General features: G+C 60.7%; 28 protein-coding genes and 1 pseudogene. 23 read left to right on the top strand and 6 right to left on the bottom strand.

Translation table 11 applies throughout. The features are described 5' to 3' along the window. The first annotated feature begins 7 nt into the window (after positions 1 to 7). From FQ182_RS15815 to FQ182_RS15835, 5 genes are read left to right on the top strand one after another with little or no spacing between them, the layout of a single operon-like run. Positions 8 to 751, top strand: coding sequence for a TIGR03759 family integrating conjugative element protein (locus tag FQ182_RS15815; RefSeq protein WP_028622308.1), 744 nt, complete (start codon positions 8 to 10; stop codon positions 749 to 751). After that, a complete protein-coding gene (locus tag FQ182_RS15820) occupies positions 730 to 1,317 on the top strand; it encodes a transglycosylase SLT domain-containing protein (RefSeq protein ID WP_028622309.1) in 588 nt (195 codons plus the stop codon). Before FQ182_RS15815 ends, FQ182_RS15820 begins: the two co-directional genes overlap by 22 nt. Then, positions 1,314 to 1,865 carry an integrating conjugative element protein gene (locus FQ182_RS15825; RefSeq protein ID WP_092234928.1) on the top strand — a complete coding sequence of 184 codons (552 nt, stop codon included), beginning with the start codon at positions 1,314 to 1,316 and terminating at the stop codon, positions 1,863 to 1,865. Before FQ182_RS15820 ends, FQ182_RS15825 begins: the two co-directional genes overlap by 4 nt. Before the next feature lie 10 nt (positions 1,866 to 1,875). Then, positions 1,876 to 4,050, top strand: coding sequence for a type IV conjugative transfer system coupling protein TraD (traD, locus tag FQ182_RS15830; protein ID WP_092234926.1), 2,175 nt, complete (start codon positions 1,876 to 1,878; stop codon positions 4,048 to 4,050). After that, on the top strand, positions 4,043 to 4,792 hold the full coding sequence (locus FQ182_RS15835; RefSeq protein ID WP_092234923.1) for a TIGR03747 family integrating conjugative element membrane protein: 750 nt from the start codon (positions 4,043 to 4,045) through the stop codon (positions 4,790 to 4,792). Before traD ends, FQ182_RS15835 begins: the two co-directional genes overlap by 8 nt. 15 nt (positions 4,793 to 4,807) lie before the next feature. Here FQ182_RS15835 and FQ182_RS15840 read toward each other — a convergent pair whose 3' ends face one another. Together FQ182_RS15840 and FQ182_RS15845 are read right to left on the bottom strand one after the other, a co-directional pair. After that, positions 4,808 to 6,097: a type II toxin-antitoxin system HipA family toxin gene (locus tag FQ182_RS15840; protein ID WP_167362631.1), complete on the bottom strand. Its 1,290-nt coding sequence runs from the start codon at positions 6,095 to 6,097 to the stop codon at positions 4,808 to 4,810. Further along, complete coding sequence (locus FQ182_RS15845) at positions 6,094 to 6,417, bottom strand: helix-turn-helix transcriptional regulator (protein ID WP_024718120.1); 324 nt, start codon at positions 6,415 to 6,417, stop codon at positions 6,094 to 6,096. The genes FQ182_RS15840 and FQ182_RS15845 overlap by 4 nt, the downstream gene beginning before the upstream one ends. A 376-nt stretch (positions 6,418 to 6,793) precedes the next feature. On the opposite strand from FQ182_RS15845, the gene FQ182_RS15850 reads away from it, so the two are divergent. The 16 genes from FQ182_RS15850 (at position 6,794) to FQ182_RS15925 (ending at position 20,730) form a co-directional block, all read left to right on the top strand. Continuing rightward, positions 6,794 to 7,150, top strand: a complete 357-nt coding sequence (locus tag FQ182_RS15850) for an RAQPRD family integrative conjugative element protein (RefSeq protein WP_092237365.1) — start codon at positions 6,794 to 6,796, stop codon at positions 7,148 to 7,150. Beyond that, positions 7,147 to 7,380 (top strand): TIGR03758 family integrating conjugative element protein, encoded by a 234-nt coding sequence (locus tag FQ182_RS15855; protein ID WP_092234917.1) that lies wholly within the window; start codon positions 7,147 to 7,149, stop codon positions 7,378 to 7,380. The genes FQ182_RS15850 and FQ182_RS15855 overlap by 4 nt, the downstream gene beginning before the upstream one ends. Positions 7,381 to 7,432: 52 nt before the next feature. Then, complete coding sequence (locus tag FQ182_RS15860) at positions 7,433 to 7,759, top strand: TIGR03745 family integrating conjugative element membrane protein (RefSeq protein ID WP_235861065.1); 327 nt, start codon at positions 7,433 to 7,435, stop codon at positions 7,757 to 7,759. Between the two features lie 10 nt (positions 7,760 to 7,769). Further along, positions 7,770 to 8,171, top strand: coding sequence for a TIGR03750 family conjugal transfer protein (locus tag FQ182_RS15865; protein WP_092234911.1), 402 nt, complete (start codon positions 7,770 to 7,772; stop codon positions 8,169 to 8,171). Continuing rightward, a complete protein-coding gene (locus FQ182_RS15870) occupies positions 8,168 to 8,860 on the top strand; it encodes a PFL_4703 family integrating conjugative element protein (RefSeq protein WP_092234908.1) in 693 nt (230 codons plus the stop codon). The genes FQ182_RS15865 and FQ182_RS15870 overlap by 4 nt, the downstream gene beginning before the upstream one ends. After that, entirely contained in the window at positions 8,857 to 9,765 is a 909-nt protein-coding gene (locus FQ182_RS15875) for a TIGR03749 family integrating conjugative element protein (RefSeq protein ID WP_092234904.1), read from the top strand. Before FQ182_RS15870 ends, FQ182_RS15875 begins: the two co-directional genes overlap by 4 nt. Then, positions 9,755 to 11,191, top strand: coding sequence for a TIGR03752 family integrating conjugative element protein (locus FQ182_RS15880; protein ID WP_092234901.1), 1,437 nt, complete (start codon positions 9,755 to 9,757; stop codon positions 11,189 to 11,191). Before FQ182_RS15875 ends, FQ182_RS15880 begins: the two co-directional genes overlap by 11 nt. Then, positions 11,172 to 11,606: a TIGR03751 family conjugal transfer lipoprotein gene (locus tag FQ182_RS15885; RefSeq protein ID WP_092234898.1), complete on the top strand. Its 435-nt coding sequence runs from the start codon at positions 11,172 to 11,174 to the stop codon at positions 11,604 to 11,606. Before FQ182_RS15880 ends, FQ182_RS15885 begins: the two co-directional genes overlap by 20 nt. Beyond that, the gene (locus FQ182_RS15890) at positions 11,606 to 14,470 is read left to right on the top strand and encodes a conjugative transfer ATPase (protein ID WP_092234896.1); all 2,865 of its coding nucleotides are present in this window, start codon (positions 11,606 to 11,608) and stop codon (positions 14,468 to 14,470) included. The genes FQ182_RS15885 and FQ182_RS15890 overlap by 1 nt, the downstream gene beginning before the upstream one ends. 16 nt (positions 14,471 to 14,486) lie before the next feature. Beyond that, positions 14,487 to 15,230: a thioredoxin domain-containing protein gene (locus FQ182_RS15895; RefSeq protein ID WP_092234893.1), complete on the top strand. Its 744-nt coding sequence runs from the start codon at positions 14,487 to 14,489 to the stop codon at positions 15,228 to 15,230. A gap of 174 nt (positions 15,231 to 15,404) precedes the next feature. Further along, positions 15,405 to 15,902, top strand: coding sequence for a DNA repair protein RadC (gene radC / locus FQ182_RS15900; protein ID WP_092234890.1), 498 nt, complete (start codon positions 15,405 to 15,407; stop codon positions 15,900 to 15,902). Between the two features lie 194 nt (positions 15,903 to 16,096). Continuing rightward, positions 16,097 to 16,516 (top strand): TIGR03757 family integrating conjugative element protein, encoded by a 420-nt coding sequence (locus FQ182_RS15905; RefSeq protein WP_092234888.1) that lies wholly within the window; start codon positions 16,097 to 16,099, stop codon positions 16,514 to 16,516. Next, positions 16,513 to 17,448, top strand: a complete 936-nt coding sequence (locus FQ182_RS15910; protein ID WP_092234885.1) for a TIGR03756 family integrating conjugative element protein — start codon at positions 16,513 to 16,515, stop codon at positions 17,446 to 17,448. Before FQ182_RS15905 ends, FQ182_RS15910 begins: the two co-directional genes overlap by 4 nt. A gap of 10 nt (positions 17,449 to 17,458) precedes the next feature. Further along, complete coding sequence (locus FQ182_RS15915) at positions 17,459 to 18,850, top strand: integrating conjugative element protein (RefSeq protein ID WP_092234882.1); 1,392 nt, start codon at positions 17,459 to 17,461, stop codon at positions 18,848 to 18,850. Next, positions 18,847 to 19,197, top strand: a complete 351-nt coding sequence (locus FQ182_RS15920; RefSeq protein WP_092234879.1) for a hypothetical protein — start codon at positions 18,847 to 18,849, stop codon at positions 19,195 to 19,197. Before FQ182_RS15915 ends, FQ182_RS15920 begins: the two co-directional genes overlap by 4 nt. Positions 19,198 to 19,212: 15 nt before the next feature. Next, complete coding sequence (locus FQ182_RS15925) at positions 19,213 to 20,730, top strand: conjugal transfer protein TraG N-terminal domain-containing protein (protein ID WP_092234876.1); 1,518 nt, start codon at positions 19,213 to 19,215, stop codon at positions 20,728 to 20,730. Between the two features lie 17 nt (positions 20,731 to 20,747). On the opposite strand, the gene FQ182_RS15930 is transcribed toward FQ182_RS15925, so the two are convergent. Genes FQ182_RS15930 through FQ182_RS15940 form a run of 3 tightly spaced genes read right to left on the bottom strand, consistent with a single transcriptional unit; the run spans position 20,748 to position 21,915 of the window. After that, positions 20,748 to 21,107: a DUF3742 family protein gene (locus tag FQ182_RS15930; RefSeq protein WP_092234873.1), complete on the bottom strand. Its 360-nt coding sequence runs from the start codon at positions 21,105 to 21,107 to the stop codon at positions 20,748 to 20,750. A gap of 29 nt (positions 21,108 to 21,136) precedes the next feature. After that, complete coding sequence (locus FQ182_RS15935; RefSeq protein ID WP_092234871.1) at positions 21,137 to 21,595, bottom strand: type II toxin-antitoxin system YhaV family toxin; 459 nt, start codon at positions 21,593 to 21,595, stop codon at positions 21,137 to 21,139. Continuing rightward, positions 21,595 to 21,915 carry a type II toxin-antitoxin system PrlF family antitoxin gene (locus tag FQ182_RS15940; protein ID WP_092234868.1) on the bottom strand — a complete coding sequence of 107 codons (321 nt, stop codon included), beginning with the start codon at positions 21,913 to 21,915 and terminating at the stop codon, positions 21,595 to 21,597. Before FQ182_RS15940 ends, FQ182_RS15935 begins: the two co-directional genes overlap by 1 nt. 292 nt (positions 21,916 to 22,207) lie before the next feature. Between FQ182_RS15940 and mobH the strand changes: the two genes are divergently transcribed. Then, complete coding sequence (mobH, locus tag FQ182_RS15945) at positions 22,208 to 24,064, top strand: MobH family relaxase (protein ID WP_149413304.1); 1,857 nt, start codon at positions 22,208 to 22,210, stop codon at positions 24,062 to 24,064. Between the two features lie 139 nt (positions 24,065 to 24,203). Here the strand turns inward: mobH and FQ182_RS15950 are convergent. Further along, positions 24,204 to 24,446 (bottom strand): annotated as a pseudogene (locus FQ182_RS15950) (FAD-dependent oxidoreductase); the annotation flags it as partial. 359 nt (positions 24,447 to 24,805) lie between these two features. On the opposite strand from FQ182_RS15950, the gene FQ182_RS15960 reads away from it, so the two are divergent. Further along, positions 24,806 to 25,570: an HpcH/HpaI aldolase/citrate lyase family protein gene (locus FQ182_RS15960; RefSeq protein WP_178114469.1), complete on the top strand. Its 765-nt coding sequence runs from the start codon at positions 24,806 to 24,808 to the stop codon at positions 25,568 to 25,570. Positions 25,571 to 25,579: the final 9 nt, after the last annotated feature.

The raw sequence follows: 25,579 nt of genomic DNA on the forward strand, positions 1-25,579 counted from the left end.
GCTCCGGATGAACAGCAATCTTGTTTTCCGCGCGTTAACGCTGAGCCTGATCGCCTTCTTTAACTCTCCGGTGATCGCACAGAACGCTCTCACGATTGCCTCCACCGTCGCGCCCAGCGAGGAACAAACAGCGACCTCACGCGTCAGCGACGAACAACAGGCCCGTGACTGGGGGTTGCACACGGAAGAATGGGCTCGCTATCGCCAATTAATGCAGGGACCGCTGGGCCTCTTTTCGCCCAACCTCGACCCATTGACCGCACTTGGCATCGAAGCGCGCTCCGACAAGGAGCGCCGTCGCTATGCCGAGTTGCAGGTTCAGGTTGAAGCCCGCCGCGCCGAAAAGACGCTGGCATACCAGCGGGCCTACGACACCGCCTGGCAACGTCTACACCCGGGCATGCAACGTGTCACCCTGCCCGGCCATACTCCAGGCAATTCCTCCACCACCGTCAACAGCACGGACCGCATCGCCGTGTTCATCAAGGACGGCTGCGCGCCATGTGGCCTGGCGGTTCAGCAGTTGCAGGCATCTGATGTCGGCTTCGACCTCTACATGGTCGGCAGCCGCGCCAACGACACGCTCATTCGCGACTGGGCGAAGCGAGCCAGCATCAATCCAGATCGCGTACGCAACGGTTCAATCACGCTCAACCACGATGCCGGACGCTGGCTGTCTTTGGGCCTGCCGGGGGACCTGCCTGCCGTTGTGCGGCAGGTCAATGGCCAATGGCAACGGCAACGGCAATGACCCGCTGGCGTCATCTGCTCGTGGTACTGGGCTGGATGACCATCATCGCCCCCGCCGGCGCGCAGGACGTACCGCCTCCGGCGTACCAGATCGCCGCGCACCGAGCTGGCATTCCCTCTGCGGTGCTGTATGCGGTGGCGTTGCAGGAGAGCGGCCTGCAACGCGATGGCCGGCTGGTGCCGTGGCCCTGGACCCTGAATGTGGCGGGCGTATCGCGCCGTTTCAGTTCCCGCGCCAAAGCATGTACGGGTCTGCAAAAGGCGCTGCGGGAGGCTCCCCCCACACGGGTCGACGCCGGCCTCGGCCAGGTCAACCTGGGTTATCAGAAGCACCGCTACCCGCAGCCCTGCGATCTACTCGACCCGTATCGCAACCTCGCTATCGCAGCGGAAATTCTGCGCGAACAGCACACCGACGGCGAGGACTGGCTGCTCGCCATTGGACGCTACCACCGCCCGGCAGGCGGGGCAGCGGCTGCCCGCTACCGCATGAGTGTGCACAAGCACCTGCAGCGCGTGCTCGGCGGCGCCCTCGCTGAAAACTCCCCCAGGAGAAAACCACTATGAAGCTCCATCTTCCTCTGCGAATCGCCGCCCGATCGCTGTTCGGCCTGCTATGCCTGGCCACCGGGGGAGCGCTCGCAGACGCCGCCTCGTTGATCGTGGTCGAAGATCGTGGCGGTGTTTCGGCATGGCCCTACTACCAATCACTGAATCTGCGACCCCACCAGGACCAGCCGTTAGCCCCGTCCCTCGCCGCACCTCATCCGTCACAGCAACGTTTCAACGAAACAGACATGCTGCCGGTTCGTTCCGGACGCCTGTCGCCGGGGGAGGAGCCGCGCAGGGTCATCCAGGCCCCCGGGCTGCGGCCAATGTTTCTGGTCGGCGATGACGACCGCTCGCGCCAATGGTTACGCGAGCGTGCAGCAATCCTGGGCGAATTGAATGCGGTCGGCTTGGTCGTCAACGTGGCATCTGCAGACGCACTTGCCACCTTGCGCGGGCTGGCCCCGGGCCTGACACTATCGCCGGTATCGGGCGACGATCTCGCAGAACGTCTGGGGTTGCGCCATTACCCCGTGCTGGTCACTGCCACCGGCATTGAGCAGTGAGCCACTCGCCATGGCCCAGCCTCATGCGGTGGAAGTCCTGCTACGGCCAGCGGTGGAGCTGTACACCGTGGCCGTCTGCGCCGTTGCCGCGCTTCTGTGCCTGGTGGCGCCATGGTCGCTGGCGTTAAATCCACTGCTGGGCCTGGGATCAGCCCTGGCGTTCCTGCTGTTTGGCATTATTCGGCTCCGTGAGGCATGGTTCATCCTGCGCTATCGGCGCAATGTCCGCCGTCTGCCGAAGTACGTGATGACCAGCCGTGCTGTGCCGGTCAGTCAGCAGCGCCTGTTCATCGGCCGAGGGTTTCGCTGGGATCAGCGGCACACGCATCGGCTGATGCAAACGTACCGCCCCGAGTTTCGTCGTTATGTGGAACCCACGGCCGCCTACCGCATCGCCCGCCGTTTGGAAGAGCGGCTGGAATTCGCACCCTTTCCACTCTCAAAACTTGCCCGACTGACGACCTGGGACAGCCCATTTAATCCGGCGCGGCCGCTACCTCCAGTCGGTGGCATGCCGCGCCTGCATGGCATTGAACCGCATGAGGTGGACGTCACGCTGCCGCTGGGGGAACGGGTTGGGCATTCACTCGTCCTGGGCACCACGCGGGTGGGCAAAACAAGACTCGCCGAGCTGTTCATCACCCAGGACATCCGGCGGCGTAACGCAGCCGGCGAGCATGAAGTGGTCATCGTCTTCGACCCCAAAGGCGATGCAGACTTGCTCAAGCGCGTGTATGTCGAGGCCAAACGCGCCGGACGCGAAGGCGAGTTCTATGTTTTTCATCTTGGCTGGCCGGATATCAGTGCGCGCTACAACGCCGTGGGCCGGTTTGGCCGCATCAGCGAGGTGGCCACGCGCATTGCCGGCCAACTCTCCGGCGAGGGCAACTCTGCGGCGTTTCGCGAGTTCGCCTGGCGTTTCGTCAACATCATCGCCCGTGCACTCGTCGAGCTGGGGCAGCGGCCCGACTACCTGCTGATCCAGCGGCATGTAGTGAACATCGATGCCTTGTTCATCGAGTACGCCCAGCACTACTTCGCGAGCAACGAACCGAAGGCGTGGGAAGTCATTGTGCAGATCGAGGCCAGGCTCAACGACAAGAACACTCCCCGCAACATGATCGGCCGCGAGAAGCGCGTCATTGCGCTCGAACAATACCTGTCACAGGTCAGGGTCTACGATCCGGTGCTGGACGGGCTCAGATCTGCGGTACGCTATGACCGCACCTACTTCGACAAAATCGTCGCCTCGTTGCTGCCCCTGCTGGAAAAACTCACGACCGGCAAGATTTCTCAGTTGCTGGCCCCGGACTATGCCGATCTGGCCGACCCCCGTCCCATTTTCGACTGGATGCAGATTATCCGGAAGAAGGCCGTGGTGTATGTGGGCCTGGACGCACTCTCGGATGCCGAGGTTTCAGCCGCCGTGGGCAACAGCATGTTCAGCGACTTGGTGTCGGTCGCTGGACACATCTACAAGTTCGGTATTGACGATGGTCTACCCGGCACGGCGTCTGGGGTCAAAGTACCGATCAACGTGCACGCCGACGAGTTCAACGAACTGATGGGTGATGAATTCATCCCCATGGTCAACAAAGGCGGCGGTGCCGGTCTCCAGGTCACCGCCTACACGCAAACGCTCAGTGACATTGAAGCGCGTATCGGCAACCGCGCCAAAGCCGGCCAGGTGGTCGGTAACTTCAACAACCTGTTTATGTTGAGGGTGCGGGAAACTGCGACCGCCGAATTACTCACGAAACAGTTGCCCAAGGTTGAGGTGTACACCACCTCACTGATGAGCGGCGCCACCGACAGCTCCGACATTCACGGCAAGACCGATTTTACCAGCAACACCCAGGACCGCATCACGACGACGAGTGTGCCCCTGCTCGAACCCGCCCATGTTGTCGGCCTGCCCAAGGGGCAGTGCTTTGCACTGATCGAAGGCGGCAACCTCTGGAAGATTCGCATGCCGCTGCCGGCACCCGACCCTGACGAAGTGATGCCCAGGGACCTGCAGCAGCTTGCTGGGTACATGCGCCAACACTACGTCGAGGCGGGTGACTGGTGGGACAGCAAAGCACTACCGGGCCTGCAGGATGCCCCCCTACCTGATGACCTGCTTGACGGGTTCCGGCATATGGCGACCGCCGAAACGACTGCTGAGAGGCGCAACCGTGAGTGACCCGGCCAACACAGCGCAGCGCCAGCAGACCCAACAGCAGGGTTTGATCACCGGCATCATCACGCTGCCATTCCGGTTTGTGGGCGTGCTGTTGGGGTCTTTGTTTCTGTCCATCGTGATCGAATGCGTGGGTATGCACCTGTTCTGGGCCGATCAAGGCTGGCGGCACGCGCAAGGCATGCTGGACTATGAACTGACGCAACTCTCACAACACTTCACACGCAGCGCCGTGGTGCAGGAACCGGGACAAACGGCGTCCTGGTTGGTAGAAACGGCTTACCAATGGGTGTTCGTCAAAAGCGGGCTCATCGACTGGATGCGCGATACATCCGCCAAGGCCAGTTCACCCAGCCAGGGAGCGGGTCGGGATTTCCGTTTTTATCTGAGTCAGGTTTATGTGTACCTGGAGAACTATCTGATCGCCAGTGCGTACACGCTACTGGTGTTCCTCGTCCGGCTGCTGGTGCTGGTACTGACCATTCCGCTATTTCTGATGGCAGCATTCGTCGGTCTGGTCGATGGCCTGGTGCGGCGGGACATCAGGCGCTTTGGTGCGGGCCGTGAGTCCGGCTTTGTCTACCACCGGGCAAAGGCCAGTCTGATGCCGCTCGCCGTCATGCCTTGGGTCCTTTACCTGACCCTGCCCGTCAGCGCACACCCGCTTCTTCTCTTGCTTCCCTGCGCAATTCTGTTAGGTGCCGCAACAGACCTCGCAGCAGGCAGCTTCAAAAAATACCTATAAGTGCTGACCGGTATTTCAGGCCAGTAATGCCTGCGCCGCCTCCATTTGCTCGTGCTCAAACGCTGGAGCAAAATCGTCCAACTCGCTCGCTTGCAACCCCACCACAGCACTGAGCGCAATCTGCCGCCAGTCCAGCACGGCGTCATACACTTCTGCCAGCACGGCCAACGCATCCTCCCGACTCAACGAAAAATAGGTGCTCCGCGCCAGCAGCATCTCAAGATCGGTGATCGGTCCATCCTCCTCCGACAGCCAGGTTTTCGACTCTCGCTCTTTGTCCGGGAAGGGATTGACGTCGAATGCCGGTGCCAGCCGCCAGAGCCCCTTTTCCACATGAAGAAAGCCATGGTTCTGCAGGTGGTCATCCACATTGGTGATCAGTAGGTTAAAAACCAGTCGCCGCCACAGCTGCTGCACATCTGCGGTCGGTGCATGCCCCACGGAACGGATAGCATCGGCAATTTCGGTATAGCTTCGATCCTCTTCGCGCGACGCCTGCAGCAAAGATGCGGCGGACTGGTATGGAATACGCCCATCAGCACCATCGCGATCGAAACGGCGGATGATAGCGACCGGTACGCCATCCAGCTCTATGATACGGGCCGGCGCGGCATTGATACCTGCTTGTTTTGCCAAGCATAAGGCCAGCACTTCGCCGCGCGTCACGCTACGGGCGTCGCCCACGCTTGGGAATTTTCCAATGGCGAGTGCACCATCCTCATCAACCACCGTGCTCTTGGGGCGCATCCCGCCGAGCGATGTGCCTTTGCCCTGAAGGTAACGCAAATCTTCAGTGCTTTCCTGACCTTTCTCAACTGCCCGGCTGGCTTGGTAGATGCGCTGCAATTCCAGCAGTGGCGGTGTAGCGCGCCGTCCATCTTCAATAGTCCGGCAATATTGTTCATTCTGATCGCGCAGTCTCAGCGCGCCGATCCGGCTGAAATCGTCAACCGCCAGCAGGTAGTCCATCTCTGTCAGCGACGCGAGCGATGGATTACCCTTACGACGCTTGGCATGGTCACGTGCGATGACCCGACGTCCCCAAGCGTCCGGTGCTGTATCGGCAATGGCGAAATGAAAGACCGAATCGTGAGCTGAGGGAGCTCTACGTGGCTGATAACCCGAGATCAGGCTGAGATCGGCAGAAACATTGAACCCATCCTGATTCCCCAACCATCCCTGCTCATAGGCAAAGGTGGTGTTCTCGCGGCGCCCCTGCTTGACGTAAATAAGAGTGCCAACAGGTATTTCCGCCTTACCAAGACAGACCTGGACTTGCTGGCGAACTGAAGTAACCGATTTCATAATGCCCCCGATGCCGGCGGTTTACTGCGTACACGTTTAGGCAATTGTTCATCCATCAGCGTCAGCCCGATGTCGTCGTGCGCCGTATCCAGCAGGTTGGCCAGCGCCTGTACCTCACCGAACACGTGCAAGGCGCGGGCGAAGAAATGAATAGGCACCCGCATATCCCCTTTCTCCATGCGCCGAACAGTGGATACAGAAGCCCCCATTCGCTCTGCAAGCGAGGCCTGTGAAATCCGTCGACGCCTGCGTGCAAGCTCAATGTCGCTGCCGAGCTTGCGGAGCGCCCGCTCGACGGGTAACGGCAGTGGTGTACTCATTTATCATCCTCATAGGAATTCTTAAGGCCATTATCAGCTCCCATGAGAACAATTACCTCATGTCTCGTTACTGTTGTCAATAAACATCCCACGGGAGCGCTAGTAAGCGATTAGCAGTCCAATCAGAATGCTAAAGTGAAATCTGAAAATATATCAGCCCTTAGCGTCCACGATTTCGATACGCAGAGACACAGATGAAGAGATAGCTGTTCTGCGATGAAACAGTCGCCCATACCACTCTCTTCAGAATGCACAACGCAACACCACCGAAAAATGTATGTAAGGAAAGTGGTGAGGAGTAACTCCCCATTGTTTGCGGCTTTCCACCAGCCATCCCCGCAGCATCGAGCCGTTCGAGTCCATCGGAAATGGCGCAATGGCAAGGTTTCACAATTCGGCTTACGCATGGCGACGTCCGGTCGTAGCGTTGCTGCTCACCAGTATCTTCATCACTCAGCTCGCCGCCGCCGCTGACGATGGGTATGAGCGTGAACACCTGGCCGCCGTCGCCCGCCAGCTCGACCTGCTTGACCGTCTGGCCAAACAATCCGCCAGCACCGCCCCCGAGTCACGCTCCCGCTATCACTTCGACTATCGGCGTCTGGACGCCGACCTGCAGCGCATGCGGTCGAGCATCGACGATTACCTGTCGCCCCAGCGTGCACAGCCACGCGATCCCTCTGTACTGCTTGGCGATTACCGCCAGGACGCCGAACAGGGGGATGACCAATGAACGCCAACCAGCTTGCCGCCTTTCAGGCCAATGCAGGCTTCACTCCCTCTGCTGTCGCCGGCGTACTACTCGGTGTCGTGTTCGCAGTCCTGCTGCTGTGGGGCGTATGGGCCCTGCGCACAGCCTATGTCGGCTGGTCGGAACAGCGGATTTCCCAGCGTCAGTTCCTCGGCGTTGCGGTGAGGTTTATCGCGATGTACGTCGTGCTGACTTTTTTCCTGCTCTCCTAACGCAAAGGCGCACATCATGAACCCGCTCTCGCATCGCTTGCATTCGGTACGTATGGCCGTCCTGGCCTCGGCATCCACACTCGTCATGCTGCCATCGCTTGCCCAGGCCGATCTCCCAACCCTGGAAGACCCGTCACGGGGCACGGGCTCGGGCATCATGGAGACGCTGCGCAATTACGGTTACGACATCGTGATGCTCGTCGCCTTGCTGGTGGTCGCCTCGATGTTTGTCGGCGTCTGCTACCACGCCTACGGTACCTATGCAGAGATCCACACGGGCCGCAAAACCTGGGGGCAATTCGGCCTGACGGTGGCCGTGGGCGCCGTCCTGCTGGTCGTTGGTGTCTGGCTGCTCACTGAAGCCACCGGCGTGCTCTAGGAGTCATGCCATGAGCACGCATCAGGACATTCGGCCTGACGGGACGGTGGTGTTTCTTCCACACCGTCTCAACCGTCACCCCGTGGTCGTCCGCGGCCTTACCGCAGACGAGCTGTGGATCTGCGCCGGGCTGTCGGCAGCAGGCAGTCTGGTGGTAGGCGTGCCGCTGGCCTTTGTGTTTTCGACGATTGCCATCGTGCCCACGGCCATCATGCTGGGCATCGCTGCCGGGGTGTTTGCAGGTGGAGGCATGCTGCGTCGCCAGAAACGTGGCAGACCCGACACCTGGCTGTATCGCCAACTGCAGTGGCGGATCGCACAGCGTTATCCAGCCTTAGCCGCTTTTGTGGGCGCGCACGCCCTGGTGATCAGCTCGGGTTCTTGGAGCACGCGCAGGACCAAGGCAGCGTGAGCCGGTTCAAGAACGAAATTACCCACCTCCAGTCGCACATCAGGACCCTACGACTGGGGCTTGGCGCACTACTTGTCATCGTCTTGGTGATGGGCGGCGGCTGGTGGAGCGCACCGCGTGACCTGACCGTGCACGTCCCCCCCGACCTGCGCTCCGGCAGTACCCGGAAGTGGTGGGAAGTGCCACCCGAAAGCGTCTATGCCTTCTCTTTCTACATCTGGCAGCAACTCCAGCGCTGGCCCACCAACGGTGACGAAGACTATGCGCGCAACATCCATGTACTGGCGCCCTACTTTACCCCCGCCTGCCAGACCTTTCTGCGCAACGACTATGAATACCGCCGTACGGCAGGTGAGTTGCGTCAGCGGGTACGAGGCCTCTATGAGATCCCGGGGCGCGGCTACGGCGAGAACCCGACCCAGCGGGTGAAAGTCGTCTCTGACCGCGACTGGATCGTCACGCTTGATGTGACGGCGGATGAATACTACGGTGCCGAGCAAGTCAAGCGGGCCCTTGTTCGCTACCCCCTCAAGGTCGTACGGGTGGACGTCGACCCCGAGCGCAACCCTTTCGGCCTGGCCCTGGACTGCTACAGCGGCGCACCGCAACGCATCATCAGCCCCGACCCTGTCACACCTGCCAGAACCACGCCGGGCGGGCTGGGTGGCGCTATGGGAGAAACGCCATGAAACACCTGCTCTGTGCCTTCAGCCTGCAGCTCACCGTTGTGCTGTCGCCGGCAGTCCACGCCGTGGAGATCCTGCGCTGGGAGCGCCTACCCCTGGCGGTTTCCCTGGTCGTGGATCAAGAGCGGATCGTGTTCATCGACCGCAACGTCCGCGTGGGGGTGCCTGCCTCGCTCACCGGACGCCTGCGGGTACAAAGTGCCGGTGGTGCGCTCTATCTGCGCGCCAGTGAGCCCATCGAACCAACACGCCTGCAACTGCAGGATGATGACAACGGGACACTGATCCTGCTGGACATCGCGGCCGAGTCCGCTGTGGCAGGCCAGGCGGCGATGGAGCCCGTGCGTATTGTTGAGACTGAGGGCCCGACTCAACGCTACGGCGAGGCGCAGACATCCCAGGCTTCTGATGGCAGCGCCGAGACGACCAGCCCACCTCGTGCTGCCCATGAAACACCCGTGCCCGTGGTGCTGACCCGCTACGCCGCGCAGAACCTGTACGCACCGCTGCGCACAGTCGAGTCCGTTCCCGGCGTGGCACGCGTGAACCTGCGCCGCCATCTGCCCCTGGACACGCTGCTGCCCACCCTGCCCGTTCAGGCCAGAGCCATCGCCGCCTGGCGGCTGGATGATCTGTGGGTGACCGCCGTCAGGTTGGCCAACAGGTCGACCCGCTGGCTCGCCCTGGATCCGCGCGAACTGCAGGGTGATTTCATGACCGCAACGTTTCAGCATTCAGCCCTGGGCCCTGTCGGTACCCCGGAAGACACCTCGGTGGTTTACCTGGTGACCCGAGGGCATGGCGTGGCCGAATCTCTGTTGCCGAGGGTGAGCCCGATCAATGCGGTGCTGAACCTGCCGTCCCCCTCAACGCCAACCCCGAAGGACGGAGCTCGTCATGAAAGGTAATGGCCTGCTGAAGTGGCTGATGGTGCCCATGGCGCTCTTGCTGGTGTTCGTCGGAATCAAGTTGTTTTCCGGCGATCACGGCCAACCGGCCCATGACGGCACTCCCCGGCTGACGTCGCAAGAGGCAAAGGCACTGGGTATCGAGGGCGATACGCCCCGCGACACCGTGGCGACGCTGGTAGGTCAGGTCAAACAACTGCGTACCGAATTGCAGGGTGCGATGGCGGACAACAAAACGCAGAAGTCTGAAAACGAGCGGTTGCGTCAGCGTGAAGGCTCAATTGACCGGCGCATCCAAAGTGCGCTGGAGACTGAACGCAACCAGTTGCGCAACGACCGCGAACAGGTCTCCGGCGAGCGGCAGCAAGCCCAGGGCCTGCTGCAGGATCTGCAGCGCCAAATCGAAGGGCTGTCCAGTCAGCGTGGTGATGCCGACCTTCCCATCGGTCTGGGCCTGCAACCCGGGGACGGCGATGGACTCGGCAGTGACGGTATTCACTGGATTGAACCGGACGATGCCAGGCGCGATGGCAAAAGTAGCGCCTCCGGCAAGCGCGACAGCTTCAGCTTCCCCACCCGTTTCGGGCCCGCGCAGAAGACGCTGGAAGCGACCCGGGAGACCATCGTGGAAGCTGGCAGCAAGGCGGCGGGTGTATCCACCGCAACGCCGGTTTACACCGTACCAACCAACGCGACGCTGATGGGTTCGATTGCGATGACTGCCTTGATCGGGCGCGTGCCAGTGGACGGTACGGTGAATGACCCCTACCCGTTCAAGGTCCTCATTGGTCCCGACAACCTCACCGCCAACGGCATCGACCTCCCCGAGGTGGCCGGCGCGGTAGTCAGCGGTACCGCATCAGGCGACTGGACGCTGTCCTGCGTGCGCGGCCAGGTCCGCAGTGTGACGTTCGTGTTCCATGACGGCACCATCCGCACTGTGCCCGAAGAGGGCGAGCGCGGTGGCAACCGGCAGCAGGACAACAGGGGCAGCAACGCTACCCAGGAGGGTCTGGGCTGGATCAGCGATTCCTATGGCATCCCGTGCGTTTCAGGTGAACGCCGCAGCAACGCCCAGCAGTACCTCGGCAGTCAGGCGCTGATTACGGCGGCGGGTGCCGGGGCCGCATCGCTGATCAAATCGGACAATGACAGCGTCGCCGTGGCGGCCAACAACAACGGCTCAATGGGCACCGTGGGTATTACCGGCAACGAAGCGGTGGGCCGCATCCTCGCGGGCGGTGTGCAGGACATGTCGCAGTGGGTGAACAAGCTCTACGGCCAGGCCTTCGCCGCCGTCTACGTCAAGCCCGGCGCCCAGGTCGCCGTCCATCTCGAACAACCCCTCACCATCGACTACGCCCCCAAAGGTCGTCGCGTCGATCACCGTTTAGGAGGCGCTCCCCATGCGCAGGATCTGGATTAACGGCCTAACGGTCCTCATGGTGGCCGCGGCCTTGGCCGGCTGCTCGACCAGCAAGGAAAAGATGCTGCCGCATGACGGCAACACCATGCTCGATATCTGGAACGAGGAGACCGGAGGTGCCGCGCGTGGCGGGCAGAGTGCCCAGCAGTTGCTGGACGCCCGGCAGTCGCTGCGCCGGTCACTCACGCAAGACGATGTGAACGCTGCGCCGACTGTCAACGCAAGCTATACCCGCACCGCGCAGAACGAGATCTACCGGCAGTTCCACCGCCTGCCCAATCCGGACCTTGTAATGTACGTCTTTCCTCATCTGGCAGGCACTGATCCCGCTCCCGTTCCCGGGTACACAACCGTCTTTCCCCTGTACCAGCGGGTCCAGTACGCCATGTCCGGTGAGCGGGTTGAGGATTACTGATGCGCTGGCCATTCTCCCGCGTACCTGAGGCGGCTCAGGCAGACAGGCCAACCCCGGATGCCTGGGAGCGCCATGTTGCCGAACTGCAAGCGCACGGTATTCCGGTACCGGGCAAGATCGGCGTCCGGAGGCAGCGTTCCGCAACACAGGCCGACGAGCAGGCGCTTTATGACGTCGCGCCCTCGTTTGCCGATCTGTTGCCCTGGGTCGAATACCTGCCCGATTCAAAATGCATGCTGCTCGAAGACGGCGTCTCCGTCGCGGCATTTTTTGAGTTGATACCCGTCGGTACTGAGGGTCGTGAGGCGGCCTGGCTTGCCCAGGCGCGCGACGCCCTGGAAAACGCACTACAGGACAGTTTCGATGAACTGGATGACTCGCCCTGGGTGATGCAGCTCTACGCTCAGGACGAGACCGACTGGAACCCGTACCTTGCCTCCCTGCGCAGTTATCTCCAGCCACGGGCACAGGGCAGCGCCTTCAGCGAGTTCTACCTGCGCTTTTTCGGTCACCATCTGCGGGCCGTTGCCAAGCAGGGCGGCCTGTTCGAGGACCGCACAGTCACCAAGTTACCCTGGCGCGGCCAAACGCGCCGCGTCCGCCTGGTGGTGTATCGGCGTGCTGGGAGTACGCGCGCCCGACGCGGGCAATCCCCCGAGCAGGCATTGAATGTCATTTGCGACCGGCTGCTCGGGGGTCTGTCCAATGCGGGCATACGCGCCCGTCGCCTGCAGGCGGCAGATATTCATGCCTGGCTGGTACTCTGGTTCAACCCTCGGCCGACAATGCTCGGCCCCACGTTAGAAGACCGCGAACGCTTCTACCGCCTCACGTCCTATCCGACGGAGTCCGAACCCGGCGAGCTGGAACTGGCCAGTGGTACGGATTTCGCGCAGCGCCTGTTTTTCGGCCAGCCCCGCTCTGACGTCGAAAACGGCCTGTGGTACTTCGACGACCTGCCCCACCGGACCGTTGTTGTCGACCGGTTGCGCACGCCGCCCAACACCGGGCACATCACCGGGGAAACCCGCAAGGGCGGTGATGCGATCAATGCCCTGATGGATCAGATGCCCGAAGACACCGTGATGTGCCTGACGATGGTCGTCACGCCGCAGGACATCCTCGAGGCGCACCTGAATCACCTGGCGAAAAAGGCAGTTGGTGAAACCCTGGCCTCGGAACAGGCATTGAAGGACGTCCAGCAGGCGCGCGGGCTGATTGGCAGTGCACACAAGCTGTATCGCGCCTCGCTGGCGTTCTACCTGCGGGGTCAGGACGTGGCAGACCTCGATACCCGCGGTCTGCAACTGGGCAACGTCCTGCTCAACGCGGGCCTGCAACCGGTACGCGAAGAGGATGAAGTCGCGCCGCTCAACAGCTACCTGCGCTGGTTGCCCTGTGTCTATGACCCGGGCAACGACAAACGTCAGTGGTACACGCAGCTCATGTTCGCGCAGCATGTAGCGAATCTGGCACCGACCTGGGGGCGCAGTGCCGGCACCGGCCGCCCCGGGATCACCTTCTTCAACCGTGGCGGCGGCACGATCACCTTTGATCCATTGAACCGACTCGACCGCCAGATGAATGCGCACCTGTTCCTGTTTGGCCCCACCGGTTCAGGCAAGTCGGCCACGCTCAACAACATTCTCAACCAGATCACCGCCATCTACCGGCCACGGCTGTTCATCGTGGAAGCCGGTAACAGTTTTGGCCTCTACGGTGAATTCGCCGCGCGCCTGGGGCTGTCGGTGCATCGTGTCAGGCTTGCTCCTGGCGCAGGCGTGAGCCTTGCGCCGTTCGCGGACGCCTGGCGCCTGGTCGACACGCCCAGCCAGGTCCAGACACTCGATGCCGACGCGCTCGATGAAGAATCCGCCGAGGGCGATGCCAGTGGTGACGAGCAACGTGATGTGCTGGGTGAACTGGAGATCACCGCACGATTGATGATCACCGGCGGGGAGGACAAAGAGGAAGCCAGGATGACCCGCGCCGATCGCAGCCTGATCCGCCAGTGCATCCTCGAGGCCGCCCATCACTGCGTGATAGAAAAACGCACGGTACTGACCCGTGATGTACGCAATGCGCTGCGCGAACGCGGTCGTGATTCGACGTTACCCGAGACACGCCGTACCCGTCTGCTGGAAATGGCCGATGCGATGGACATGTTTTGCCAGGGCGTCGATGGCGAGATGTTCGACAGGCCGGGGACGCCCTGGCCGGAGGCCGATATCACGGTTGTTGACCTGGCGACGTTCGCGCGCGAGGGCTACAACGCGCAGCTGTCGATTGCCTACATCTCGCTGATCAACACCGTCAACAACATCGCCGAGCGCGACCAGTTCCTCGGCCGCCCGATCATCAATGTCACCGATGAAGGTCACATCATCACCAAGAATCCGCTGCTCGCGCCCTACGTGGTCAAGATCACCAAGATGTGGCGCAAATTGGGCGCCTGGTACTGGCTGGCAACGCAGAACCTGGACGACCTGCCGAAAGCCGCCGAACCCATGCTCAACATGATCGAGTGGTGGATTTGCCTGAGCATGCCCCCGGACGAGGTGGAGAAGATTGCCCGGTTTCGCGAACTGAACGCCTCGCAGAAGGCCCTGATGCTGTCCGCGCGCAAGGAAGCCGGAAAATTCACCGAGGGGGTAATTTTGTCAAAATCAATGGAGTTGCTGTTCCGTGCGGTACCGCCCAGCCTGTACCTGGCGCTGGCAATGACGGAACCCGAAGAGAAGGCCGAACGTTTTCAATTGATGCAGCAGCACGGCATCAGTGAACTGGAAGCCGCGCTACGGGTTGCCGAGCAGATCGACCGGGCGCGGGGCATCGAGCCGCTGCGCTACGACCTGTTTGATTGACGTCGAGGAGCCCGCCATGCCTTCGCCCACTCTTCTCCTCGACCGTCGCTGGTCGTGCGGAGTCTGGCTGCTGGGCTGGGTGATTGCTGGCCTGCTCGTGCTCTGGCTTTGGTCGTGGGCCAACCATGAGACAACCCACACGTCGGACGCCACCGCTGCGCAGCACCCGGCCGGCCCACCCTGGCGCTATGGACGCACGAATGCGCGCTTCACCATTGTCGAATACGCCGACCTCGAATGCCCCTACTGCAAGACCTATGACCCCATCCTGCGGCATTGGATCGACCAGCACCCGGAGGTGAATCTGCAATGGCACCACCTGCCGCTAGCCATGCACGAGCCGGCAGCGACTCGACAGGCGCGTCTGGCCGAATGCATCGGCGAGTCCCACGGCCATGATGCGTTCTGGCAAGCCATCAGCTGGATCTACCAGCATACCCGCAGCGATGGCCAGGGCCTGCCGCCCGATACCGAGTACCCCGGCCAGGACCCCACCGTGCAAGCCTGCCTCGCCAGTAAGCGGCCCGACACCATCATCCAGGCGCAGGCCAACGAAGCACGCCATGGCGGCGTGAGCGCCACCCCGACCCTGCACCTGATCGACCACCACAGCGGCCAGTCACTGATCCTGGCCGGCCCGGCCGAAGGCGACGCGTTACTGTCAGCCTTGGACCTATTGGTTGCCAACGGTACAGCGCCAAGCACAGCACAACCTCATCACCAAATACCTGCCGACGTCGTCGGCGACATGCCCAGATAGCCCGCAGTCTTCAAGGCTATGCCGCGGTTTCGACCGCGTTGACTGCACGCCAGTTCGCCACGCATCCCCGAGCGAACGGCCATCCGCGCAAGCGGTGGCGGATGCCTATCGTCACTGTCCCCGGAGGGTCCGCCCTCCAGGGACGGCTGCCTCCAATTCCTAAAGGAGGTTCCCATGTCCACATCCCTCGCCATGATCAGTGGTAGCGCTTCACTCGGTCCCGTCTTCACACCGGAGGACGATAAAATCATCGAACAGGCATTGCTCATCCTTGAGCAGCGAGTGTTCACTCGTGGCCCCTCGCTGCAAATCCCGGAAGATGTGCGCAACTTCCTGCAGCTGAAAATCGCAGCACAGCCGCATGAGGTCTTTGGCGCCGTGTTCCTCGATTCGAAGCATCAGGTGCTGGCCTACGAGCCTTTGTTCCAAGGCACTATCGACAGCGCCAGCGTCTATCCACGGGTGGTGCTCAAGCGCTGTATGGACTATAACGCCGCCGCTCTGGTGCTCTGCCACAATCATCCTTCCGGCTGCACTGAACCCAGTACGGCGGACGAAACGTTGACCCAGCGATTGAAGGAGATATTGGGACAGGTCGATATCCGTCTGCTGGATCACTTCATCATCGGGAAAGGCGATCCTTATTCGTTCGCCGAACACGGATTGATCTGATCCTCTTCGCGCCAGCTTGCTGACGCTCCAACCCCCCATCGGAAGCGATGCTTTCGATGGGGCATCTGCGGTCCACGAAATACCGCGATTCATTGGCGCATGGAAACCGGGCACCTCCCATTTCCGATTGTTTGTCGTCGCGTTAAGCGCGATGCGTTGCACTACCGAGGTCACGAACCACCGGATACTGCGCCATGTTGTGTTCTCTTTCCCCCGGCCCGATCAGGTGCCTGGCCTTGGCCATAGCGCTGTGTGCCTCTGCGGCTAGTGCAATGGATATATGGGTCATCAGCGACCGCCAACATCCCGTGCAAGGTACACCTGACCGATTGATCGAGCTGGATGCACCCGCGCGTATTGAAGCCGAACTGTCGACCGATCTTCCAAGTGATGTCCAGCAAGCGTCACTGTTGGTACAGCAGCGCCTCAAGCACGGCGGCCCCACGCTGGAGCAGCGTCTGGCCAGGACCTACCAGGACGTGACCGATGCCTGGCGCCTGGGCATCACCACCCTTCCCGCCATCGTCGTGGATCAACGCTACGTAGTTTATGGCGAGCCGGGCGTCGCCAAGGCGATCGCACGCATCGAGGCCTACCGGAGGACTCAACCATGAAGTGTGCCCGTCTTCGGCGTACCGGCATCGCCACCATTTTGTTGACGGCCGCCTCGTCATCATTCGCGCTCAACACCGCGACCATCGTGTCTTCCACTTTGTCCCCATCGTGCCTGGAATACCGAGTGGTAGGGATCTGCTATTGGCTATTCTGCACGCCGTTCGGCTGCTCGGTGCGGACCTCCACCAAGGTGCGCCACTATATTCCGGATGCCGTGGTTTCGAATTACTCCAACACCGGTGAGAACCCGTGGCTCGAAGTGCGGGCCATGAGCGCACCCAACGTGACGGCCCAGGCAGGCGGCGACGGCACGACTAACCATGACAATGAAAGCAACATGGCGAAGTTCAAGAACGCCGACGTGATCGGTCATCCCGGCGGCCATGTGTTCGGCCAATTTGCCAGCACCTCAGGTTACGCCTGCAAAGGTGCCGGCACGGCGTTCATGCCGTACCTGCTGAGCACGCTCGACACCGTGGCCTGGCGCTACAACGTACCCGAAGCCGTGTACCCAGAGGCCCTGATTCCGGGCATGCGCGAGATCGGCGCGCGCAGCACGTTCAACCTGTGGGGTACCGTCTATCCGCGCGGCGGATTTCTGCATCAGGTCGACGATTACAAGGCCGGCGCCGTGGTCGCCCAACGCGCCGGAGACATCGTCACCCGGCGGGGGCAATTGCATGTCTATCAGCCATTGCTCGCGAACTCGCAGCCCGGTTACTGGCCGGCCGGCGCGCTGGAGGAAAGCAATGCCTTGAGCGGCAAGTGGCAGGAGCTGACGCCGCGTCTTTCCAACAGCTGCGTGGTGTTCCCCCACAGCGAACCACTGACCCAGGCCCAGCAAGGTGATTATGCCTGGGCGCTTTGGCGCCCATACAGCTGTTGCGAACGCCGCGGGCAGACGTTCTTCGGCAGTACAGACTTCAACTGAGGGGAAAACAATGAAGCGTCCTGTCACCCTCTTCCACCCATTGCCGTTGCGGTGGCAGGTGGCCCTTCTGGCCGCCACGCTGGTGCTGGTCAGCAACCTGGTATCGGCCCAAACCGACGGTTTCCAGAACAGCGGCAGCGTGATTGGCGACGACCTCATGTATTCGATTGGTGGCGGCAGCGCGGTATCCATGAGCCGCGCGGCCGGCCTGCATTCTCTCGGTGTGGGCGCAGGCTGGAACAGCAACCTGATGTGCGGCGACATGAACATCAGCACCACGATCCAGAACCAGCTCAACGGCCTCACCAATGGTTTTCAGAACATCATGAGCAGCGTGATCCAGAACGCGACAAGCGCGGTCGCATCGTTGCCGGCGCTGATCATTCAGCGGGCAGACCCCGGCCTCTACAATCTGTTAACCAACGGTATTCTTCAAGCCAGGCTCGATTTTGATCGTTCAAAACTGACCTGCCGCGCGATGGCCGAGAAGATGGCCGACACGGCAGGCGGCCAGATGGGCTGGAGCCAGCTCGCCGAGGGCATGGCGTTGCGCCAGGCGGTGACGAGCACTGACGCGGTGTCGGCCATCGAACAGGCTGAAACCAGCCGGGGCAAGGATGGTGTGCCTTGGGTGGGCGGCGGCAATGCTGGCGGTGCCGGCCAGCCGTCGATCAAAGTGATCAGCGACGTAACGCGTGCCGGCTACAACCTGGTCAATGGCCGCAGTGCAACCGACCCAACATCCATCGACCCGGCGAGCTGCAACAGCCTGGCGTGCCAGACCTGGTCGTCGCCGCAAGCGTCCACCGACTGGGCCACACGCGTGCTCGGCGAACAGGAGCAGCGCACCTGCGAGACCTGCACCAAGACCCAGACCGTGCCAGGCGTCGGGTTGACGCCGCTGATTCAGGAAGAGTACGAGACCAAGCTGGAAACGCTGCAGGAATTGATCAGCGGCGCCCGCCATACCACCGCTGAGAACTTGCGTGCAGCCGGCAGTACATCCTTGCCGGTTACCCGCGGCGTTATCGAAGCCCTGCGTGACGAGCCCGACCAAGATGTCCTCGCCCACCGCCTGGCGTCCGAGGTGGCGCTGGCGTCGGTACTGGAGAAGGCTCTGCTGCTGCAGCGCACACTATTAACCGGCAAGAAAGAACCCAACGTAGCGGCTAACCAATTGGCCGTCGAAGCGGTCAATCATGAAAGCGACACGCTCGACCGCGAGATCCTTAACCTCAAAACCGAACTGGAGATCAGGCGCGAGCTGGCAAACAACTCGCCGATGACGATCATTCAGCGCCATGGTACGCGTGCGTCAGGCTCGCGTGGTATCTACGAGGGCGACCCGGTGCCGGATCGCCTCGACCAGTTACAGCGCTCCCATCCAGGAGGCGCGCCATGAACGCAGCATGGCTGCGGCCGCACTGGCTCTTCAACAAGCGCGTTGCCAGGGCTTTGCTGTGGACGCTGCCGCTCGTTGCGCTGGCAATGACGGCCAACATCGCCGGCCTCTATCTGGTTGGCAGCATTGCCGGCTGGGAGCGCTGGCTGGCAGACGCAGCGGGCTACTTCCTGCTGTGGCGGCTCTGTCTCTACGGGGCGACGGGCTATGGCTGGATGTGGATGCACCGTCGGCTGCTGGCACGCGAGTCGGATGCCTCGACACAGCGCCGGCTGCTACGTACCGAGATCGCCGGCGTCATCGCGATCATCGCACTGGAGGCCAGCCTGCTGATGCAGGCGGTCTAGCGGGAGACGTGGAACATGACGCTTTTCACTACCGACTACTTGGAGTATTACCTGACGCTGGTTGCCTGGATCGTCCACAACGGCATCTTGTCGGTGCTGGTCTCCAGCGGCGTGTTCGCCATTCCCTTTATAGCCATTATTATCCAGGAATGGCTCAAAGCACGTACTGAAGGGGCCGACGAAGGCAACAAGGGCGTATTGTCCTCGATGCGCATCGAGAACCGCATCTGGGTGGCCATCGTCGTGCTGATGTTCGCCGGTATCCCGTTTATCGATATCGACCTCGGCACGATCAAGTACGACCAGGCGCGATCGGCACAGTGCCAGGTAAATGTTCCACAACCTATGGATACCGGCTGGTCGCAGTCATTCAGCACGCTCAACAACCAGAGCGCCAAGGTGCCGGTGTGGTGGGCCTTCATGCATACGCTCTCCCGCGCGGTGACAGGGGCCTCGGTGGCGGCGATCCCGTGCGGAACAGATCTGCGGCAAATGAGGATGGACATCAACACTACGCGCATTGACGACCCCCTCCTCGCACAGGACGTGGCGGACTTCACCCACGACTGCTATGGACCCGCCAGGGCGAAATTGTTCATGAGTCGACCGGAACTGGATGAAGCACAGATGCATGACGTGACCTGGATCGGCTCCAGTTACTTTGTCAACACCAACGGTTTCTACGACACATACCATGCCAAGACACCCCGTGATGGCTGGCCCTACGATAGCAACCGAGACGCCGGACTCGCACAGGTGCCGAGCGGCGCGGGTTATCCAACATGTCATCAGTGGTGGAGCGATGGCAGTAACGGGTTGCGCACACGGCTATTGGCCCAAGTCGACCCCAGCCTGCTCAACCGAATGGCCGGATGGGCCGGATTCTTGAGTCGTGCCGAAGTGGATAACTCGGTGATCCGTGCGATCGCCTCCCCGCGCCAACAGAAGCTCAATCAGGGAACGGTTTACACCGACTATGGTGGCCAGATCGACAAGACCCTGCCGAACATTGTTACCCGCACGACTGGCGACGTAGGTCTTGCGGTGGGAGCCATTCCTGCATTTCCGGCGATGGACGTGGTGCGTCAAGCGCTGCCGATGGTACTCGCGCTGCTGAAGATGGCCCTGGTGATCTGCATCCCGCTGGTGCTGTTGATGGGCACCTACGACCTGAAGACCGTGGTCGCCATCAGCGTGGTCCAGTTTGCGCTGTTCTTCGTCGACTTCTGGTTCCAGCTCGCTCGCTGGATCGACAGCACCATCCTCGACGCGCTCTACGGCTCGGGCTGGGGTTGGAATCGGCCCGTCACTAATTTCGATCCAGTGATGGGGTTGAACAACGCCTTTGGCGATCTGTTGCTGAACTTCGTCATGGGGACGATGTTCATTGTGTTGCCCGGATTCTGGGTAGGAGCATTAAGCTGGGCTGGTGTACGCGCTGGAAATCTTGTCCAGATGATGACGATGGGAACGGATGGGGCAAAATCCGCTGGTTCCAAGGGACCCGGGACGATTTCGAGACCCCTGAAATAAAAAGCGAGTCCGGCGTATCAATCGTCCTCATTAGGATCGCCAATATCGATGCGAACGTCGCCACGATACAAACCGAATCCGCTAGCACCTGTGCGCCACTCGGTCTCCTGCTCAACATCCCAATCGATATTGCGAGCCACCCCAGCTGCGGCCACGCCGAACACCAGCAGCAGAGCCAGCCAGAAAGCGGTGTAGAGCAGCACAGCCAGTACCGCGAGCTTGACACCCCAGATCAATACAGCCGCCGCTGGCGCAGGCACGCCCTGCGCAACCAGCCAGCCCGATACACGCCGTTCTCCGCGTACATAAGCGCACCATCCGCGGCCGAACCAGCGGCCGAAGCGTTCTGCATTGCTGATGCGAGTCCTCGTGCTCATAGTCATCACCTGCTACGCGCCTTGAACAATTACTCCAGTTTGCTCCAATCCTGCCGGCAGGCTGTCACCAATGCGCCCCAGTCGTCTGGCGGATTTCCACGGCCCAGCATCTTCTCAAACACCGCATACGGATCGGACTTGCTCCCCGAGGATCGCAGCATTTGCTCATCGTTGACCCAAGCATAGACAATCACTTTGGCCCTCGAGTCGTAACGGAAAAACAGCCGAAATCGTCTCCCAATCTTGGCCCGTCGCCAGTGGCGGTATTCCGGCCCCAGTGTGTTGCCTTGACGGTACTCATCGCACGCCGGCTCACCGGGAACGACTTCAAGCATCAGTTGGCTCAGAGCTCGGAACAGCTTGAAGTTGGCATTGGATGCAAATCCTATCGGGTCATTCTGCTCCGCGCGCTGCGCGGCGGCATACAGCTTCTGCAACTGCTCGATCACACAGTCATGGAAGAGTAGCGTCCATCCATGTCGCTGCATCAGAGCGCCACTTCGCCGTCAATATCGTTAGTCAAATTCACGTCATGCCCAGCCTGCTTCAGCATGGCGTGAGCCAGTTCATCCGGCAATCCGCGAACATGCTGGCCAGCCTCGATATCGCGGGCCAGCAGACTCAGAAACGCGCCGATGACCGGATCTTCGTGCTCGGCATTCGCACGGGTGACGACAATCTGCCCATCCTCGCCCAGGTCGAACGCTACCTTGCCGCCGGTATCGACGCCCAACGCCTGACGGATCGGCTTGGGCAGCGTGATCTGGCCCTTCGATGTGAGCGTGGCTAGTTCATGAATGGCTGCCATGGCGTGGCGTGCTCCTCAGATGACAGTTTTTCCAACGGTAAGGAATATTCCTTTCCTCGTCAAGACAGATTGGCGAGATCTTCAGACCCCGGTAGGCGGATCGCGCTTACCTCAAAAAAAGGACTGACCCCGTGCCGGATAGCTTGTAGAGCGACTCCCCGAGCCGAGCTACATGTAAAGGCTTCGATAAAGGTCAAAGGGCTGGGAAGGGTCAATGGAATGGGGGCAAGGGGAAAGGCTCTACCCGTAAAAGGAAAAGGCTCTCCCGTCCACCGCAACTTCAGGTGACATCATGTTCGCGCTGTTCCAACGAAAACGCTCGGCGTCGGCACCGATGGCGCCCACGGAAGCGGCTGTAAAAGGTAAGGGGCTGACGCGGCCTGAGTCGGCCGCATCGTTGCTGGCCACCCCACGCCGGCAGAAGCTGCTGGAACACATCTGGCAACGTACTTCGCTCTCACGCAAGCAGTTCAGGTCCCTGTATCTCGCACCACTTGAACGCTACGCCGAGTTGGTCCAGCAATTCCCCGCCTCGGAAAGCCATCACCACGCCTATCCAGGCGGCATGCTCGATCACGGGCTGGAAATCGTCGCCTACGCGCTCAAGCTGCGGCAATCGCACCTTCTTCCAGCAGGCACAACACCAGAGGACCAAGTAGCACAAGCCGAAGCCTGGACAGCCGCCATTGCCTACGCAGCGCTCCTGCACGATATTGGCAAGATCGCAATCGACCTTCATGTGGAATATGCCGACGGCAACACATGGCACCCCTGGCACGGACCGTTGTTGCATCCGTACCGCTTCCGCTATCGCAAGGAGCGTGAGTACCGGCTGCACAGTGCTGCGACCGGACTACTCTACAACCGCCTGCTTGATGGTCACATCCTGGACTGGCTCAGCGACTATCCCGCTCTGTGGTCGTCGTTACTGTATGTGCTGGCAGGCCAATATGAACATGCCGGCGTGCTCGGTGAGCTCGTAACCCAGGCTGACCGAGCCTCTGTCGCTCAGGAGTTGGGGGGCGATCCGGCCAGGGTGATGGCGGCACCGAAACATGCACTGCAACGCAAACTGCTTGAAGGCCTGCGGTTCCTGCTCAAGGAGGAGCTGAGGTTGAACCAGCCACAGGCCTCGGACGGCTGGCTGACACAGGACGCCTTATGGCTCGTCAGCAAGACAGTCTCAGACAAGCTGCGCGCGCACCTGCTTTCGCAGGGCATCGAAGGGATCCCGTCGAGTAACACCGCAGTATTCAACGTTCTGCAAGATCACGGCATGCTTCAGCCAACAGTTGATGACAAGGCCATCTGGAAGGCAGTCATCACGAGTGAGGGTGGTTGGTCGCATACATTCACCTTGCTGCGGCTGGCCCCTGCCCTGATCTGGGAAAGCGCAGAGCGGCCCCCGCCGTTTAGCGGCACCGTGAAGGTGGTACAGAAAGAAGCTGTTTCAGCAACGGCCGGCCGCAGCACATCGCCCAGTGGCGAAGCCGCTGCGATGACGGTGAACGGAAGGCCTTCATCCGCACCAGTGATACCAGCCGCAACCGCGGCCTCTGCGGATGGACTGGATGACCTACTGGAGTTGTTCACCTCGCCGGATAACGCCCACATTCGACCTTCACCACCGGGCAACAACGAACCCAAACAAGCGCTAGTTCAACAAGAATCCGATGCGCCTGCTACGTCACCGGCATCTGCCTCACAGGAACGAGGCTCACGACCACCGCCGTCAGGCGAGCATTTCATGGTCTGGCTGCGTCAGCACATTGATAGCCGCAAACTGATCATCAATGACGCGAAGGCTCTGGTGCATACCGTGGCCGATACCGTGTACCTGGTGAGTCCTGGGCTGTTTCAACGTTACGCACAGGAACACCCACAGTCAGCCGTCTTCGCCAAAGAAGATAAGGTGACAGACTGGCAGTGGGTGCAAAAGCGCTTCGAGAAGCTGGACTTGCACCGAAAGCAGGAGAACGGCCTGAACATCTGGACCTGTGAAGTCACCGGACCGCGCAAATCACGCAGGCTGCATGGCTATTTGCTGAATGACCCTCTTCGGTTGTTCAATGACGTTCCTATGAATAACCCCTACCTCACAGTATTGCCGACGATAAATTCTGCAGCGCAGCAAATGGGATCAATATAAAAGGTTGGTGTTGCAGCCGATGCACTTTTGACCCAGGTACCGGAATTTAATTGACCCTGTTTCGAACGCCGAACACGTTGTTGCATTTCGCTTTTCAGACTGCTGGACTGGGGTCAGCATAGCGTCGGCACCCGGGTCAATAGTGCGGCGGCGGCAACAGCTTGACTTCAGCTGGAAAGGGCATCCCAGGTAACGATGTGTAAGCAGCAGGGGAAAAAAGTCTCAGGCTGTCGTAGTAATTGCGCCAGTTTCCACCTGGCTGGCTCTCGGCATCCAGGATTAGAAACCTGAGGTTCTGCTGCCGCAGATGCCAACCGCACGCGAGCCCAGCTTGGCCCGCACCAATAACGATGACATCCGTGGGCTCATTAATTATGTTCATGTATGCGCACTCATGCATATATTGAAATGATAAAAAAACTACTCAGATACACCGGGGCAGCAAAACGGAGCCAGACTCTTCATGTGCTGAAGCATGGCTTCGAGCCGTGTCACCACTGCCGGTCCATCCACCTCGTAGAACATCTGCCTGCTACAAAACTCAGAAATCGCCCCAGCCCCCTCATATGCCATCGGGTGAGTCGTGGCGGGAATCCGGGGCGAATCAGTGAACAGCATTACACCAAGAACGGGATTTTTATGAGGACCATCACGAATATCACGAATCGGCGACTAAAAATGTTTACTTATGATTGTGAATGATTATTATTAACGCGCATCCACCCTGAAGGATATGCGTCAATGATACGAACCTCTCCGGTGTTTTCCCGGTTACAAGCAGGGAACAACGTCTACGGCTTGCTCAATTCTCTACCTTCACCGATGCTCTGCGAAATGCTCGCGTTTGCGGGCTACGATTTCGTTATTCTCGATCTTGAGCACTTACTGCGCTCCGAAGAAGACATCATGCATTGTGTCCGCGCATGTGAGGCCGCTGGCATTTCGCCTTGGCTGCGCATACCTCAAGTGGACGAAAAACTGATCGGTCGGGCACTGGATGCCGGCATCGAAGCCATTGTCCTTTCACGCACCGAAAGTGCTGCGCAAGTTCAGCGCGCCATTGAAGCGGCGTTCTTTCCCCCCTTAGGGAAACGCGGAATAACCGGCGGACGCATTACCGGTTTCGGTCGCCTGCCATTACCCGAATACATCGATCTGGCCAATCGTCAGACCCCTATTATTCCCATGATCGAAAGCCGCGCCGGGGTCGACGCTCTCGGCGAGATTCTGCAACTGCCGGGCGTCGGCATGATTCTGGAAGGCGCACTGGATCTGTCGCTCGATCTCGGTCTAGGCCCCGACCCGCTCAATTCCCAAGTCTGGCAAACGCTGCAATACATGGCTGATGCCTGCCTCAGCGCCGCAATACCATTCTGCGCTAACCCCCGCACTGCTGAACAGAACACGCTGTGGCGCGCTCGCGGGGTCCAAAGCTTTCTGGCCGGTGAAGACCGGGGCTTGCTGCATAACGCATTGAAAGCCCGCCTGCATTCTCTCCAACAGTAAAAATGAGCC

Origin of the sequence: Pseudomonas sp. ANT_H4, from assembly GCF_008369295.1 — a bacterium.
Lineage (GTDB): Bacteria > Pseudomonadota > Gammaproteobacteria > Pseudomonadales > Pseudomonadaceae > Aquipseudomonas.